Origin of the sequence: Pseudarthrobacter sp. C4D7 (genome assembly GCF_013359725.1) — a bacterium.
In the GTDB taxonomy this organism is placed as follows: Bacteria; Actinomycetota; Actinomycetes; order Actinomycetales; family Micrococcaceae; genus Arthrobacter.
The window spans coordinates 17,167-32,397 of sequence record NZ_JABFMW010000014.1 but is presented as its reverse complement, the minus strand read 5'-3'; the positions used below and the strand labels follow the sequence as shown (position 1 = coordinate 32,397).

12 protein-coding genes, 1 tRNA gene and 1 pseudogene are annotated in these 15,231 nt (G+C 66.5%); 3 read left to right on the top strand and 11 right to left on the bottom strand.

The window, feature by feature from the left end:
* Positions 1 to 1,054, top strand: a 1,054-nt coding sequence (locus tag HNO81_RS19985; protein ID WP_217509335.1) for a polysaccharide deacetylase family protein, incomplete at its 5' end; no start/stop codon positions are given.
* An 82-nt stretch (positions 1,055 to 1,136) separates the two neighbouring features.
* Here the strand turns inward: HNO81_RS19985 and HNO81_RS11525 are convergent.
* The 10 genes and pseudogenes from HNO81_RS11525 to HNO81_RS11480 form a co-directional block, all read right to left on the bottom strand.
* A tRNA-Pro gene (locus HNO81_RS11525) sits at positions 1,137 to 1,213 on the bottom strand.
* A 137-nt stretch (positions 1,214 to 1,350) separates the two neighbouring features.
* A complete protein-coding gene (der, locus tag HNO81_RS11520) occupies positions 1,351 to 2,898 on the bottom strand; it encodes a ribosome biogenesis GTPase Der (RefSeq protein ID WP_175318269.1) in 1,548 nt (515 codons plus the stop codon).
* A gap of 10 nt (positions 2,899 to 2,908) precedes the next feature.
* Positions 2,909 to 3,587, bottom strand: a pseudogene (locus HNO81_RS11515) (lysophospholipid acyltransferase family protein).
* Between the two features lie 31 nt (positions 3,588 to 3,618).
* Positions 3,619 to 4,332: a (d)CMP kinase gene (cmk, locus tag HNO81_RS11510; protein ID WP_175318268.1), complete on the bottom strand. Its 714-nt coding sequence runs from the start codon at positions 4,330 to 4,332 to the stop codon at positions 3,619 to 3,621.
* Entirely contained in the window at positions 4,332 to 5,441 is a 1,110-nt protein-coding gene (locus HNO81_RS11505; RefSeq protein WP_175318267.1) for a prephenate dehydrogenase, read from the bottom strand. The genes cmk and HNO81_RS11505 overlap by 1 nt, the downstream gene beginning before the upstream one ends.
* Before the next feature lie 3 nt (positions 5,442 to 5,444).
* Complete coding sequence (locus HNO81_RS11500; protein WP_175318266.1) at positions 5,445 to 6,656, bottom strand: pseudouridine synthase; 1,212 nt, start codon at positions 6,654 to 6,656, stop codon at positions 5,445 to 5,447.
* Between the two features lie 126 nt (positions 6,657 to 6,782).
* A complete protein-coding gene (locus tag HNO81_RS11495; protein ID WP_175318265.1) occupies positions 6,783 to 7,466 on the bottom strand; it encodes an SMC-Scp complex subunit ScpB in 684 nt (227 codons plus the stop codon).
* Positions 7,463 to 8,278: a ScpA family protein gene (locus tag HNO81_RS11490; protein WP_175318264.1), complete on the bottom strand. Its 816-nt coding sequence runs from the start codon at positions 8,276 to 8,278 to the stop codon at positions 7,463 to 7,465. The genes HNO81_RS11495 and HNO81_RS11490 overlap by 4 nt, the downstream gene beginning before the upstream one ends.
* A 7-nt stretch (positions 8,279 to 8,285) precedes the next feature.
* Positions 8,286 to 9,185, bottom strand: a complete 900-nt coding sequence (locus HNO81_RS11485) for an AAA family ATPase (protein WP_175318263.1) — start codon at positions 9,183 to 9,185, stop codon at positions 8,286 to 8,288.
* A gap of 229 nt (positions 9,186 to 9,414) precedes the next feature.
* The gene (locus HNO81_RS11480; protein ID WP_175318262.1) at positions 9,415 to 10,758 is read right to left on the bottom strand and encodes a cation:dicarboxylate symporter family transporter; all 1,344 of its coding nucleotides are present in this window, start codon (positions 10,756 to 10,758) and stop codon (positions 9,415 to 9,417) included.
* A 158-nt stretch (positions 10,759 to 10,916) separates the two neighbouring features.
* Here HNO81_RS11480 and HNO81_RS11475 point away from each other — a divergent pair, with 158 nt between their 5' ends.
* A complete protein-coding gene (locus HNO81_RS11475; protein ID WP_175318261.1) occupies positions 10,917 to 12,551 on the top strand; it encodes an ATP-binding protein in 1,635 nt (544 codons plus the stop codon).
* Positions 12,548 to 13,261, top strand: coding sequence for a response regulator (locus HNO81_RS11470; RefSeq protein ID WP_175318260.1), 714 nt, complete (start codon positions 12,548 to 12,550; stop codon positions 13,259 to 13,261). Before HNO81_RS11475 ends, HNO81_RS11470 begins: the two co-directional genes overlap by 4 nt.
* A gap of 36 nt (positions 13,262 to 13,297) precedes the next feature.
* Here HNO81_RS11470 and HNO81_RS11465 read toward each other — a convergent pair whose 3' ends face one another.
* Positions 13,298 to 15,202: a propionyl-CoA synthetase gene (locus HNO81_RS11465; RefSeq protein ID WP_175318259.1), complete on the bottom strand. Its 1,905-nt coding sequence runs from the start codon at positions 15,200 to 15,202 to the stop codon at positions 13,298 to 13,300.
* Positions 15,203 to 15,231: the final 29 nt, after the last annotated feature.

Here is a 15,231-nt window from a genome sequence, read left to right as displayed (position 1 = left end):
AACCCCCGGCGCCGCCGGCCGCTACAACAACTTCACCGGCGGCACCATCTACTGGAGCCCCACCACCGGCGCCCACGAAGTGCACGGCGCAATCGGCGGACACTACGCGGAACTCGGCGGCCCCGCCGGCTTCCTCGGCTTTCCCCTCACTGACGAAACCGGAACCCCCGATGGAGCTGGCAGGTTCAACCACTTCGCCGGCGGCTCGATCTACTGGAGCCCCGCCAGCGGGGCCCACGAGCTGCATGGGGCAATCCGGGCCCAGTGGGCGGCCTTGGGTTGGGAGCACAGCAGGCTTGGCTACCCGACCAGCGACGAATACATCATCACGGGCGGGCGCCGCAGCGATTTCCAGCGCGGTTCGATCCTGTGGCACCAGGCCGGCAGCAGGATTGAGGTCATCCAGGCCACCATCCCGGCGGCGCTGATGGGCGTGGATCTCGAGCGCATTCCCACCACGCAGAAGGTTGTGGCGCTGACCTTTGACGCCGGCGCCAACGACGCCGGCCTCCGATCGATCCTGGCCACCCTTGCCGCCAACGGCGTCCCGGGCACATTCTTCCTCACGGGAAGTTGGGTCAACCAGTTTCCGCAGGATCCGGCGCTGATCTACAACGCAGGGCATCGGACCGGGAACCACTCCATGACGCACCCCGACTTCACGACCCTGACCGACGCCCAGATCGCAGCAGAAATCAGTAGCGCGCAGAGCACCATCGAAGCGTCTGGGAGCGACCCCCTCCCGTTCTTCCGCTTCCCGTTCGGCGCCCGTGATTCCCGCACGATCGCTGACGTCAACGCCGCTGGATATGCAGCGATCCGCTGGACCGTAGACACCCTGGGCTGGCAGGGCACCATGAACGGGACACGCGGCGCGGCCTTCGTCGTCCAGCGCGTCATGGCGTCCGCGCAACCGGGGGAAATCGTCCTGATGCACCTCGGCTCCAACCCCGACGACGGCTCAACGCTCGACGCCGACGCCCTCCCGCAAGTGATCGCCCAGCTCCGGGCGGCCGGCTATGGCTTCGTCACCCTCGACCACGCCCTCGGCTAGCTGCCCTGTTTCCAGGAAGGGCTGGCCGTAAACCCAAAAAAGCGGAAAGCGCCGGAGAAATTCTCCGGCGCTTTCCGCTTTCTGGTCGGGCTGACAGGATTTGAACCTGCGACCCCTTGACCCCCAGTCAAGTGCGCTACCAAGCTGCGCTACAGCCCGCTGGTTCCGCCGTTCTCCGCTGAATTCAACCCGAAGGTTTTTCATCAGCAGTCCGGCCGAACCACCTAGAAGAGCTTACACGATCCGGAGGGGTGCCAGTGACACTTTCCGGTGATCAGCCCCAAGGTGTGTCGCAATTAACGCTTGCGGCCGCGCTTCTCGCGGACGCGCATGCTCACCTCGATGGGCGTGCCCTCGAATCCGAAAGTCTCGCGCAGGCGACGCGTGATGAACCGGCGGTACCCGGGGTCCAGGAACCCGGTGGTGAACAGCACGAACTTCGGCGGCCGGCTGGAGGCCTGGGTGCCGAAGAGGATACGGGGCTGCTTGCCGCCGCGGACCGGGTGCGGGTGGGCGGCAACGAGCTCGCCCAGGAACGCGTTGAGGCGCCCGGTGGGGATGCGCCGGTCCCAGTTCTCCAGGGCCAGGTCCAGGGCCGGGACCAGGCGGTCCTTGTGCCATCCGGTCTTTGCGGAGATATTGACCCGCGGCGCCCATTCGACGTGGGCCAGGTCCTGTTCGATTTCGCGTTCCAGGTAGCGGCGGCGCTCGTCGTCCAGCAGGTCCCACTTGTTGAAGGCCAGCACCAGGGCGCGGCCGGATTCGATGGCCAGTTGGAGGATGCGGACGTCCTGTTCGCTGAGGACCTCGTCCACGGCGAGGAGCACGACGGCGACCTCCGCCTTCTCGAGCGCGGCCTGCGTCCTGAGGGAGGCATAGTAGTCTGCGCCCTGGGCCATGTGCTGGCGGCGTCGGATGCCGGCGGTGTCAACGAATCGCCAGGTGCGGCCGCCGAGTTCGATGAATTCGTCCACCGGATCACGCGTGGTACCGGCAGTGTTGTCCACCACTACGCGCTCAGATCCCGCGAGCTTATTCAGCAGCGAGGACTTGCCCACGTTCGGACGACCGATCAGCGCGATACGCCGCGGACCGCCGGAGCGCTCCACGCCTTCGACGGTGGAGAACTCGGGCAGGACCTCCATGACGTGGTCCAGGAGGTCGGCCACGCCGCGGCCGTGCAGGGCAGACACCGGGTAGGGCTCGCCGAAGCCAAGGCCCCAGAGCGCTGCGCTGTCAGCTTCCTGGGCAAAGTCGTCCACTTTGTTGGCCACCATGATGACCGGCTTCTTGGACTTGCGCAGCATCTTCATGACGCCTTCGTCCGTGGCGGTTGCGCCGACGGCGGAGTCCACCACGAAAAGGACGGCGTCTGCGAGCTCCACGGCCATCTCGGCCTGCTCGGCAACCCGGGCGTGGATGCCGCGGGCGTCGTGCTCCCATCCTCCGGTGTCCACCAGGGTGAAGTTGCGGCCGTTCCAGTTCGCCGAGTACATCACGCGGTCGCGGGTCACGCCGGGGGTATCCTCAACCACCGCTTCGCGGCGGCCCAGGATGCGGTTCACCAGTGTGGACTTGCCCACGTTGGGACGGCCGATGATGGCCAGGACGGGGTCCAGCTTGAGGGGGCCTTCGAGGTCCTCGTCGCCGTACTCCCCGCTGAGCAGGGCGGCGTCGTCCTCGTCCAGCTCGTAGTCTTCCAGGCCGGCCCGGAGCGAGGCGGCGCGCAGCTCGGCTTCGTCGTCGCCGATTGCTGCCAGGCGCTCCGCAACCTGGTCGGTGCCGGTGGGGGTGTATTCGTCGTCGGCGCCGGGGTGCCCGGAAGCCTGGGTGGTGTCGCTCATTGCACTGTCCTTAGTGGTCATCTGCCGGCGTCCCCGGCTACTGCTGTCAAGTCGTTATGGTCAGCGAGCGGCAGGGGCTGCCCGCTGAGTTGGATGGTGTCCTGGACGTGCCCCGCCAGCGCTGCACGGATGTCCTGCGCGGCCCTGTCCATTGAAGCACGGCCGGTTTCGCCGGCCCGGCGGGCCAGCGTCAGGGCTGATCCGAAGCTGACGTGGAACCGCCGCCCGGGGCGTGGAACGAAGTCCAGGTGCTCGTTGCCCTGCCGGGTGCCCAGGATGGCTACCGGCACCACGGGCGCTCCGGAATTCAACGCCAGCCAGGCCACCCCGCTGTTGATGTCCTCGGCTGCCCCGCTCCCCCGGGTCCCTTCAGGGAGGATCCCAACGCAGCGCCCGGCGTCGAGCACGTCTTTGCAGCGCTGGAGCGCTGCACGGTCGCCGCGGCGGTCCACGGGCAGCTGCCCGGAGGCGGTCAGGACCCGGCCCAGGAAACCCTTGAACATTTCCTGTTTCACCAGGATGTGCATGGGCCGCGGCGCGGCACCAAACATCACCGGCCCGTCAAGGAAGCTGATGTGGTTGCCCGCGAAGATCACCGGTCCGCCCGTGGGGACGTTGGTTTTGCCGGTCACTGTGGTCCGGTAGACCAGGTGGTCGAGGATCCAACCCACCGGCCTGCTCCACGCCATGGTCAGCCCGGACGGCAGGGCCGTTCCCGCCTCAGTCACGGTTCAGGACCTTGGTGACGATGACGAGGGCGGCGTCAACGGTTTGTTCGAAGTCGAGGTCCGAGGAGTCCAGCGTCACCACTCCGGAAGCGGCCTGCGTGAAGTTCACCACGGTGGAGTCCTTGGCATCCCGGTGCATCACCTGGGCGGCCAGCTGCTCGGCGTTTTGCGTTCCGCCCAACTGGATGCCCCGCCGGCGAAGGCGGGCTTCCTCACTGGCGGTAAGGAGCATGCGCACCTCGGCGCCGGGCGCGACGACGGTGGTGATGTCCCTGCCCTCCACCACCATCCGGCGGTGGTGCTTTTCGATCAGGTCACGCTGGCGCCGGATCAGTTCGGTCCGGGCGCCGAGGGTGGTGGCGACGGCGCTGACGGCCGAGGAGATGGCGGGTTCCCGGATGGCATCCGTGACGTCCACGCCGCCAACCCGGACGTATTCCTCCGCGGGGCTGGTGCTTATTTCCAGGACAAAGTCCCGGGACGCCTGCTCCACCGCGGCCCCGTCTTCGAGGTCGATGCCTTCCGTGACGCAGTACCAGGTCAGGGCACGGTACATGGCGCCTGTGTCGAGGTAGGCCAGCCGGAGCCTGCGGGCAACTTCCTTGCTCACGCTGGATTTTCCGGAGCCCGACGGCCCGTCGATGGCAACCACCAACGGGCGGCCGATGCGCAGGGCGCGCATGGATTCGAGGAGTTCCTGTGTCATTACTGAAGTACCCGCCATCCGCGGTCGTTAAGGGCTTCGATCAAATGGTCATGCTTGTTCGGCAACACGGAGATTTCCACCATACCTACGTTTTGGCCGGACGAGTGGTCCAGCCGCATGTCCTCCAGGTTGACGCCGATCTCGCCAATTTCGGTGAGCAGCTGCGCGATCTGCCCGGGCTTGTCGTCCACCAGGACGGTGAGCCACGCGTAGGCCTGCGGGGGGCCGCCGTGCTTACCGGGGATCCGCGCCTGGCCGGCATTTCCCTCGCTGATGAGCTGCGCGAGGTCAAGGCGCGCACCAGGTGCGGAGGGGTTCTCCAGGGTCCCGATCAGCCGGTTCAGGTCTTCCCGGACGCCGTAGAGGATCTCCACCACCTTGTCCGCGTTGCCGCCAAGGATCTGCACCCACAGCGTGGGGTCGCTGGCCGCGATCCTGGTGACGTCGCGCAGGCCGTTTCCTGCCAGCGACAACGCATGCAGCGGCGTCCCCTGCAGCCGGCTGGCCAGCAGCGATGACATCACCTGGGGCAGGTGTGAAACGAGCGCCACGGCTTCGTCGTGTTCGTCCGCCGTGAACTGCGAGACGACGGCCCCCAGGTCCGAGGCCAGCGAGCGGGCAACCTGGAGTGCCGCTCCGGATGTCTCTTCGGATGGGCAGAGCACCCACGGCATGGACGTGAAAAGCTCGCCGCGTGCCGCCACCGGGCCGGACTTTTCGCGTCCGGCCATGGGGTGGGTCCCCACGTACCGGGACAGGTCAACGCCGGATTCCCGCAGCCGGGCCAGGATGTCCGCCTTCACGCTGGCGATGTCGATCACCACAGCGTCCGGGTAGGTGGACAGCGCAGCGAGGACAACGTCGGCCGTGACGTCCGGCGGAGCGGCCACCACCACCAGCTGCGGTGACGTATCACCGAGTTCGGGCAGCGGGCGGCCGGCACCGATATCGACGGCCACCGCCTGGTTGGTGGGCGACGGGTCCGAGAGGAACACGGGGACGCCGCGTCCGCGCAGGCCCAGTCCAATGCTGGTGCCCAGCAGCCCGGTCCCGATGACCACCACCGGGCCGTCCAGGTGGCCGCGGCCCTGGCTCTTGAACGCGGACATGCCTCAGAGCCCTACGGATGCCAGCAGGTGGCCGACTTCCTGCTTGCCCAGGTTGCGGATGCTGCCCTGGCGCTGGTCGCCGAGCCCGATGGGGCCCACCTTGACGCGGACCAGCCGCTGGACCGGGAAGCCAACGGCGTCGAAGAGGCGCCGGACAATGCGGTTCTTGCCGGAGTGGAGTACAACCTCGATCAGCACATGGCCCGGGGTTGAGTCCACCAGGCGGAAGGAATCCACCGAAGCGAACCCGTCTTCGAGTTCGACGCCGGCCTTCAGCTGGGCGCCGACACCCTGCGGGAACGGTCCGCGGACCTGCACCAGGTAGGTCTTGGGAACCTCGTAGGAGGGGTGTGTCAGGCGGTTGGCGAGTTCGCCGTCGTTGGTCAGGAGCAGCAGGCCCTCGGTGGCGACGTCGAGGCGGCCAACGTGGAACAGGCGTTCGCCGGTGTTCTTGTTGTTCTTCAGGAAGTCACTGATGCAGGGCCGGCCCTCGGGGTCCTCCATGGTGGACACCACGCCCTTGGGCTTGTTGAACACCATGTAGACCAGGTTTTCGTCCAGCTGGATGCGCAGCCCGTCAACGTGGATGACGGCGGTCTTGGGGTCGACGCGGACACCGAGTTCGGTAACCACCTGGCCGTCAACTTCCACGCGGCCCTCGGCGATCATCTCTTCGCAAACGCGCCGGGATGCAACTCCCGCCGATGCCATGACCTTCTGGAGGCGCACGCCGTCGGCATCGTGGAGATCGGACTGGGGTACGTTGCCCCGGGGGCCCTTCCTGCGGGCAGGCTTGCGGACCGGCCCCAGGTTCTGGCCAAAACGTTCGCTGCCGAAAGCACGCGACGCGGCCGCACCGGGAGCGCCCGTACGCGGCTTGGGCTTGAGCGCGCCGGGGGTTCCGGGGGCTTTGCCGGCACCGGGCTTGCGGGCCGCGGGCTTGCGCGACGACGGTTTGGCACCCCTGGCGCCCTCAGCACCCCGTCCCTGCTGGTCCCCGGCAATGTCGGGGTCGATGAAGCGTTCCTCGCGCGGCTTGGGCGCGCGGTGCGGGCGGTCGCCGCCGAATCCCGAGGTGCGCTTGCCCGCTCCCCCGGCGCGGGAACCCCCGCTGAAGCTGCCGCCCTGTGACTGGTTGCGTTGCGAACTGTTGCGTTCGTTCCCGCCGCGTCCCGAACCGTTACGTGGTGAACCCTGGCGTCCCGCCTGTGTCATGACCCGTCCTTCAATGTGTTTTGGCCGGCTGAGATGTCCAAGGACAACATTAGCCAGCCGCGCAGACTTCGTCTGCCCTGATAAATAACCGTGCTGGATGGAGTGCTGCGGGCAGGGGTGTCCTGCCTACATCGTCTCTGCGTCGTAGAACTCTGCGATCCCGTCGAGCCCCGGAAGGTGCGGCGACAGTTGGGGCAGCTCCCCCACTGAACCGATTCCCATGCGTTCGAGGAAATACGAGGTTGTCCGGTAGAGGATTGCGCCTGACTCGGGATCTGTTCCCGAGTCCTCGATCAGCCCGCGCTGGGCCAGCGTCCGTACGACAGAGTCAACGTTGACCCCGCGAATTGCAGACACGCGCGCCCGGGAAACGGGCTGCCGGTACGCAATGACCGCCAATGTTTCCAACGCCGCCTGGGTAAGCCTGGCAGTCTGCCCCTCAAGCACGTATTTGCCCACGATCTCGGCAAATTCGGCACGGGAGTAGATGCGCCAGCCCCCGGCGATGTTCCGCAATTCAAAACCCCGGGGACTGGAACCGATGCCAGCGCTGCTGGCACTCTCCACCTCCGGGGCTTTAACAGTATAGCCGTTATAATCGCGCTGCAGTTCGGCCAGCAGGGACCGGACCGCTTCCACCGTCAGTCCCACGCCTGCGGCCAGCTCCTCTTCCGTGGCAGGCTCGTCCACCACCATGAGGACGGCTTCGAGCGCGGCCTTGGCGCCACCGGGGAGGCCGTCGAAAGCGGACCCGTGGCCGGCGTCGTCCCATTCCGCCCATTGTTGATGCGTTTCCTGCGACGGGTTCACAGTTGCTCCTCGAATTCTTCGCTTAGGTTTTCAGCCGACCAGTCCCGGCGGTCCGCAGTCCAGTGGATGGCGAGGTCAGCCAGCGGGGAGAGTTGGTCAAACGAGACGGCGCGGTCGCGGAACAGTTCCAGCAGGGCCAGGAATCGGGCCACCACTACCAGGGTGGACTCAGCATCGGCAATCAGGGAACGGAAGGTCAGCGGCGACTCCTGCTGCAGCCTGCGGCCCAGCACCTCGGCCTGCTCCTTGACGCTGACGTTGCTGCCGTGCAGGTGTCCAAGGGCCACCCGCGGCGGTTCAGCCGGCGTTTTGGGCCGGAGGGCGGCTTCGGCCAGGGCAGCGAACTGCTGGGGCGTGTGCTTCCAGACAAGTTCGGGCAGCATCGCCGCGAAATGCTCCTCCAGGGCCACCTGCCGCGGGAAGCGGCGGCCTTCCTGGTGCAGGGTTTCACCCATGATGCCTGCAACCTGTTTGAAGGCCTTGTACTGGAGCAACCGGGCGAAGAGGAGGTCCCGTGCCTCCAACAGGGCGATGTCCTCGTCGTCCTCGACTTCACCCGCCGGGAGGAGCCGGGCCGCCTTGAGGTCCAGCAGGGTGGCGGCAATCACCAGGAACTCGCTGGCTTCGTCCAGGGCCCACTCTTCACCAAGTTGCTGCAGCTTGCGGATGTACTTGATGAACTCGTCAGTGACGGTTGCGATGGCCACTTCGGTGATGTCCAGCTGATGTTTGGCGATCAGTCCGAGGAGGAGGTCAAACGGACCCGTGAAGTTGGCCAGCCGCACCTCGAAGCCGGGTTTGGATTCGGCCACGGCGTGGTTAGGGCGCGCCGCCGCGGGAGATCAGCTCCTTGGCAAGCCGGCGGTAGGCGTCGGCACCCACGTGGGTTCCGGCGTAGCTGGTAATGGGTTCGGCGGCCACGGTGGCATCCGCGAATTTGATGGACCGCTTGATCACGGTTTCAAAGACCTTGTCGCCGAAGGCCTCCACCAGCCGGGTGATAACTTCCCGGCTGTGCAGCGTGCGGGCGTCATACATGGTGGCCAGTACGCCATCCACCCGCAGCCTCGGGTTCAGCCGGTCCTGGACCTTGTCGATGGTTTCCACCAGGAGCGCGACGGCGCGCAGGGCGAAGAACTCGCAGATCAGGGGGATGATGACGCCGTGGGCGGCGGTGAGGGCATTGACGGTCAGCAGGCCCAGGGACGGCTGGCAGTCGATAAGGACGACGTCGTAGTCGTCCTCGACCTTCTTCAGCGCGCGGTCCAGGACCTGTTCGCGCGCCACCTCATTGACCAGCTGCACTTCTGCCGCGGAAAGGTCGATGTTGGCCGGCAGCAGGTCAACGTTTTCGACGCCGGTCTGGTGGATGGCGTCCCGGATGTTCACCTTGCGGTCCATCAGAACGTTGTACACGGTGAGGTCCAACTCGTGCGGGTTGACGCCCAGGCCGGCGGACAGCGCACCCTGGGGGTCGAAGTCCACCAGCAGGACGCGCCGGCCGTACTCGGCGAGCGCCGCGGCCAGGTTGATGGTGGAGGTGGTCTTCCCCACGCCGCCCTTTTGGTTGACCATGGCGATGACGCGTGCCGGGCCGTGGGAGGACAGCGGCGCGGGCTCCGGGAACTCACGGTATGGGCGACCCGTGGGGCCCATCACCGCGTTTTCCAGGTCGAATTCCGTGCCCTCCAGAGTTGCTGAACCCTGTTCGCTGCTCACGTATCTGTCCACACTTTCGATGACGGTGATTTCCTGCCGCCGGCTGGCCGGCGGCGTTCGTTCTACTCCCAAGGTTACAGCGCCCGACACGGTATTCGAGGGAACTTGACTTTCCGCGAATGTTGAGCCTTGACCCTCTAGCTGAGGTCGAAGGTTGAACTTCCGGGTCATGGAAAACCGCCCCCGCAGCATGGCTGCGGGGGCGGTTTGAGGCGTCCGGGGGCGCGGACTAGGCTTTGGCGGCCTCGAGGGCGCCTTCTTCCTTCGGGGCCATCCCGCCGTGTCCGGCAATCATGGTCTGCTCGTCGAAGGGCACCTCGCCGGAGAGGACCCGGGTGACCTGTCCGCCGTCGATCTCCTTGACCCAGGTACCGATCAGGATGGTGGCCACGGCGTTGCCCGTGAAGTTGGTCAGGGCGCGGGCTTCGGACATGAACCGGTCGATGCCAACAATCATGCCGACGCCGCCCAGGAGTTCGGGCCTGTGGGCCTGAAGACCTGCTGCGAGGGTTGCCAGGCCGGCGCCGGTCACACCGGCGGCGCCCTTGGAGGCGATGATCATGAAGACCAGCAGGGAGATCTGGGCACCGAGGTCAAGCGGCGTTCCCATGGCGTTGGCCACGAACAGGGAGGCCATGGTCAGGTAGATCGCGGTGCCGTCCAGGTTGAAGGAGTAACCGGTGGGAACGGTGACGCCGACAACCGGCTTGGACACGCCGAGGTGCTCCATCTTGGCGATCAGTCGGGGCAGTGCGGCCTCGGACGAGGAGGTGGAGAAGATGAGGAGGTACTCACGGGCCAGGTACTTCATCAGCTTGAAGATGTTGACGCCGGCGACGACCTGGAGGAGTCCACCCAGGATGACGACGATGAACAGCGCACAGGTGATGTAGAAGGCAACCATCAGGGTGAACATGCTGACGATCGCCTGGAAGCCGGTGGCTCCAACGACGGCGGCGATGGCACCGAAGGCGCCTACCGGGGCGAGCCACATGATCATGATGAGGATGCGGAACACCAGCGCCTGGCCGTGGCCGATGGCGCGGAGAATCGGAGCGCCCTGGGCGCCCATTTTCTGCAGCGCGAAGCCCACCAGGATGGCGGCGAGCAGGGTGGGAAGGACCGGAATGTCACCGGGGATGATTCCCAGCAGGAAGTCAACGGTGCTGTCGGTTGCAGCCTTCTTGTTGGGATCGTACGGCGTGAGCTTCAGCCCTTCGCCCGGGTGGATCAGGTTGCCAACCACCAGGCCGATGGCCAGGGCGAAGGTTGACATGATAATGAAGTAGCCCAGTGCCAGCCCGCCCACCTTGCCGACGGTGGCCGCCTTGGCGATAGATCCGATGCCCAGGACGATGGTGCAGAAAATAACGGGGGCAATCATCATCTTGATGAGTTTGATGAAACCGTCGCCCAGTGGCTTGAGTGACTTGCCCACCTCGGGGAACATCAGGCCCACCACTGCGCCGAGGATGACAGCGGCAATAACGGCGATGTAGAGGTAATGCGATTTGTCCAGGCCTTTGCGCCGCGTCTTCACGGGGCCAAGGGACTCTCCTCGTTGAGAAGCCATGTGTGTCTCTCCTTGTGGATATTCTGATAGACGCTGCGGCACAGTCTCTGGGCTCTATGCGTCCTCCGGTGTGATATCCATCATTGGTTACGCCGTGATCCAGCTCACCGTTGCGTTCATATTGGTCTTGGCACCCGAAGGGTCCCTGGGAGGAAGACATGATCCACCGCTGGAGCATTGCCCGCCGTCTCTTCGTGGCGAACCTGCTGATCGTGGTGTCTTTCATCGCCATTGTGGGCACTGCTGCCTACGTGGATGCCCGGGACCGGACCTACGCCGAAGCCGGCCGCATGATGGAGGGGGTGGCCGCCTCCATCGCGGCCAATCCCCTGGTGCTCCAGGCCGCCGCCACCCCCGATCCCTCCGCCCTGCTGCAGCCCTACGCCAAGGATGTGACGGCCGCGGCGAACATCGATTTCGTCACCATCATGGCTCCCGACCGGACGCGCTGGACCCACCCCCGGGATGAGGAGCTGGGCAAGCCCTACATCGGGTCGATCGACGCCGCCCTGCAGGGCCGGCCGTTTACCGAAGTCACCGCGGGCACCCTGGGCCCCTCAGTCCGGACGATCGTGCCGGTCAAGGACGCTGCGGGAACCGTCAAGGCCCTGGTGGCGGCAGGCGTTACCGTCCGCAATGTGGATGTGGCGTTCACTGGCCGCCTGCCGGTGCTGCTGGCCATCGGCATCGCCCTGCTGGTGGGTGGATCCCTCGCCTCGTGGCTGCTGGGCCGGTATCTTCGCCGTGTGACCCGCGGGTGGGGGCCTGAACAGTTGGCGCAGTTGTTCGCCTACTACGAATCGGTCCTGCACTCGGTCCGTGAAGGGCTGATCCTCATCGACGCCCGGAAGCGGGTGGTGATGTACAACGACCAGGCTGCCGAGCTGCTGGGCCTGGCCGAGACCGGCAGCAACGATCCCACGCGGCCCCCGTCCCTGGCAGATCTTCCCCTGGACAGCGAACTGAGGAGCCTGTTCGAGTCCGGGCGGACCACCAACGATGAGATGGTACTGACCGGTTCACGGGTGCTGGTGGTCAACCAGGGGCCGGCGAGGGGTCCCGATTCCCCCGGAGCTCGCGGGAAGGTTCCGGTATACGGAACAGTGGCCACACTCAGGGACCGGACGGAAATCGAGGCTCTGGGCAACGAACTGCAGACCATGCGGACCCTTTCCGATGCGCTGCGGGCCCAGACACATGAGCACGCCAACCGGCTTCACACCATGGTCTCGCTCCTGGAACTTGGCCGAACGGGGGAAGCCCTCGATTTCGCCACCCGGGACCTGGCCCTTAGCCAGCAGCTGACGGACGACATGGTCAGCTCGATTGATGAACCGGTGGTGGGTGCGCTGGTGATGGGCAAGGTGGCAGAGGCCCACGAACGCGGCGTCCGCCTGGAGGTGTCCACCCTGGGTTCCGGAGCGGCACCCGGTGTTCCCGTCCAGGATCTGGTGACCATCCTGGGGAACCTGCTGGACAACGCCATCGACGCTGCGGCAGACGCTCCTCCCCCGCGGCGCGTGGTGCTGACAGTCGAGGCCGATGAGGAAGGCCTGGACATCGCCGTCAATGATTCCGGGATGCCCATCGACCCCGCGGACTCGGAACGGATCTTCAGGCACGGCTTCAGCACCAAGCCGGCCGGGATGGGCGGCCGCGGCATCGGCCTGGCTCTTGTGCGGCAGGCCGTGCAGCGTTTGGGCGGTACGCTGGCCACTAACGGCCGGCGCGGCGCCAAATTCGAAGTATTCCTCCCTGCGGCGTTGTCCGGGGAGAAGGAGCACAAACAGTGAGCAACATCCGGGTCCTCGTCGTCGAAGACGAGGCCATCGCTTCCGCGGCCCACGCCGCTTATGTGGGGCGGCTGGAAGGGTTTGAGCTCGCGGGGACCGCGCCCGACGGCCAGTCCGCGCTGCGGCTCCTTAACGAATTCGTGGCTGCGGGAGAGCCGGTGGAACTGGTCCTGCTGGACATGAACCTGCCCGACCTGCACGGCCTGGACATCGCGCGGCGGATGCGGTCGGCCGGGATCCTGGCAGACATTATCGCCATCACCGCCGTCCGCGAACTGGCCATCGTCCGCAGTGCCGTTGCCATCGGGGTGGTCCAGTACCTGATCAAGCCCTTCACGTTCGCAACCTTCTCGGACAAGCTCGAAAACTACCGCCAGTTCAGGCAGCAGCTGGCAGGGTCGAACGCCCGGCCCGGCAAGGGTGGTGCCTCGCAAAGCGAGGTGGACCAGGCTTTTGCGAGCCTGCGTGCTCCGTCCGAACTCCCCCTGCCGAAGGGCCTTTCCGCCTCGACGCTCGGCTCGGTCCAGGAATTCCTCCGCCTGCAGCCCGACGCAGTATCGGCCACCGAAGTCATGGATGGCCTGGGCATGTCCCGGGTCACTGCGCGGCGCTACCTGGAGTACCTTGCCGATGCCGGCACGGTTTCCCGGACCGCCCGCTACGGCACCCCGGGCCGGCCGGAGAATGAGTACCGCTGGAACGCCCGCTGATGTGGGCAGCGGCGTGGAAGGCCGCGGCCGCGCGGGTCAGGGTGCTTCCGGGCCGCCGGTCCCGAGGACACCGATCAGCTGGTCAATGACGCCCGGATCCTCGATGGTGGAGGGCACCGTGTATTCCTCGCCGTCAGCGATCTGGCGCATGGTCTTACGGAGGATCTTCCCCGACCGCGTCTTGGGCAGGGCTTCCACCACCGTCACATGCTTGAAATCCGCTACCGCGCCGATGTCCCGCCGCACCAAGGCAACCAGGTCCTTGGCCAGGACGTCTTCGGGGATGTCGACTCCGGACTTAAGCACCACGTAACCGCTGGGACGCTGGCCCTTGAGGGGGTCGGCGAGGCCAATCACGGCGCATTCGGCCACGGCTGGGTGCTGGCCTATCACCTGCTCCATGGCACCGGTGGACAACCGGTGGCCGGCGACGTTGATGATGTCATCGGTGCGGCCCATCACGAACAGGTAGCCGTCGCCGTCCCGGTAGCCGGAGTCGCCCGTGGCGTAGCAGCCATCGAAGGCCTGCAGGTAGGACGAAATGAACCGTTCGTCGTTCCCCCACAGGGTGGTGAGGGTGCCCGGTGGCAACGGCAAATCCAGGACGATGTTCCCCTCGATGCCGGGCTCCACTTCCCCGCCCGCACCGTCGAGGATCCGCAGCCGGAACCCCGGCATCGGGACGCTTGGAGAGCCGGCCTTGATGGGCAGCGGATCCAGTCCACGCGGGTTGGCGCAAATGGCCCAGCCGGTCTCGGTCTGCCACCAGTGGTCCACCACCGGAACACCCAGGACCTTGGATGCCCAATGGAACGTGTCCGTGTCCAGCCGTTCACCCGCGGCAAACAGGGTGCGCAGGCTGGAGATGTCGTACTTCTCCAGCAGCGCCGCCCCGGGGTCCGCCTTCCGGATGGCCCGCAGGGCGGTGGGTGCCGTGAACAGCACATTCACCTTGTGGTCCTGGATCACGCGCCAAAAAGCGCCGGCGTCGGGCGTTCCCACAGGCTTGCCCTCGTACATCACGGTGGTGGCGCCGGCGAGCAGCGGCCCGTAGACGATGTAGGAGTGGCCCACCACCCAGCCGACGTCGGAGGCGGTCCACATCACGTCGCCGGGGCCGACGTCGTAAATGTTCTCCAGCGTCCAGCTCAAGGCGACGGCGTGGCCGCCGTTGTCCCGCACCACGCCCTTGGGTGCGCCGGTGGTTCCCGATGTGTAGAGGATGTAGAGCGGATCCGTCGCCTGGACGTCCACTGGGGCGGCCGGCTCGGCGGACGCCATCGCCGTGTCCCAGTCCAGCCAGCCGGCGTAGTCGGCAGCGGCGGAGGCGAAGCCGTCCCGGGCTTTGACCAGGACGGTGGTGTCCGGCTCCCCGGCCAGGGCGAGCGCCTCCGCGACGGCGGGAAGGTACTCGATCCGGCGTGAAGGTTCGATGCCGCCGGAGGCCGTGACCACGGCCGAGGGGGCGGCGTCACGGATGCGGGCGGCCAGTTCCTTGGGCGCGAACCCGCCGAAGACCACCGAGTGCACCGCCCCCAGCCGGGCTGTTGCCAGCATGGCGATGGCTGCTTCCGGAATCATGGGCATGTAGATCACCACGCGGTCGCCCTTCCCGACGCCCTGGCCGCGAAGCACCCCGGCGAAGCGGGCCACCAGATCCGTCAGTTCGGCGTAGCTGTAGCGCCGCTGGGTGCCGAGCATCGCGGAGTCGTAGACCAGGGCATCCTGGTCACCGCGGCCCGCTGCGACATGGCGGTCGAGGGCGTTGTAGGAGGTATTGAGGATCCCGTCCGGGAACCAGCGGTACAGGGGCGCCCGGCCTGAGTCCAGCGCCCGGCCCGGTGCTGAGGTCCAGGAAATCCCAGCGGCCGCCTCCAGCCAGAATTCCTCGGGCTGTTCGACGCTGCGCCGGTATGTGTCCCGGTAGCTTTTGGTGACCATGAGTGTGTCCCGTCCACGACGTTGTGATG

Coding starts and splice junctions, on each gene's coding strand:
- der (WP_175318269.1), bottom strand. CDS start 2,898: ATGAGCGACACCACCCAGGCTTCCGGGCACCCCGGCGCCGACGACGAA.
- cmk (WP_175318268.1), bottom strand. CDS start 4,332: ATGACACAGGAACTCCTCGAATCCATGCGCGCCCTGCGCATCGGCCGC.
- HNO81_RS11505 (WP_175318267.1), bottom strand. CDS start 5,441: ATGTCCGCGTTCAAGAGCCAGGGCCGCGGCCACCTGGACGGCCCGGTG.
- HNO81_RS11500 (WP_175318266.1), bottom strand. CDS start 6,656: ATGACACAGGCGGGACGCCAGGGTTCACCACGTAACGGTTCGGGACGC.
- HNO81_RS11480 (WP_175318262.1), bottom strand. CDS start 10,758: ATGGCTTCTCAACGAGGAGAGTCCCTTGGCCCCGTGAAGACGCGGCGC.
- HNO81_RS11475 (WP_175318261.1), top strand. CDS start 10,917: ATGATCCACCGCTGGAGCATTGCCCGCCGTCTCTTCGTGGCGAACCTG.
- HNO81_RS11465 (WP_175318259.1), bottom strand. CDS start 15,202: ATGGTCACCAAAAGCTACCGGGACACATACCGGCGCAGCGTCGAACAG.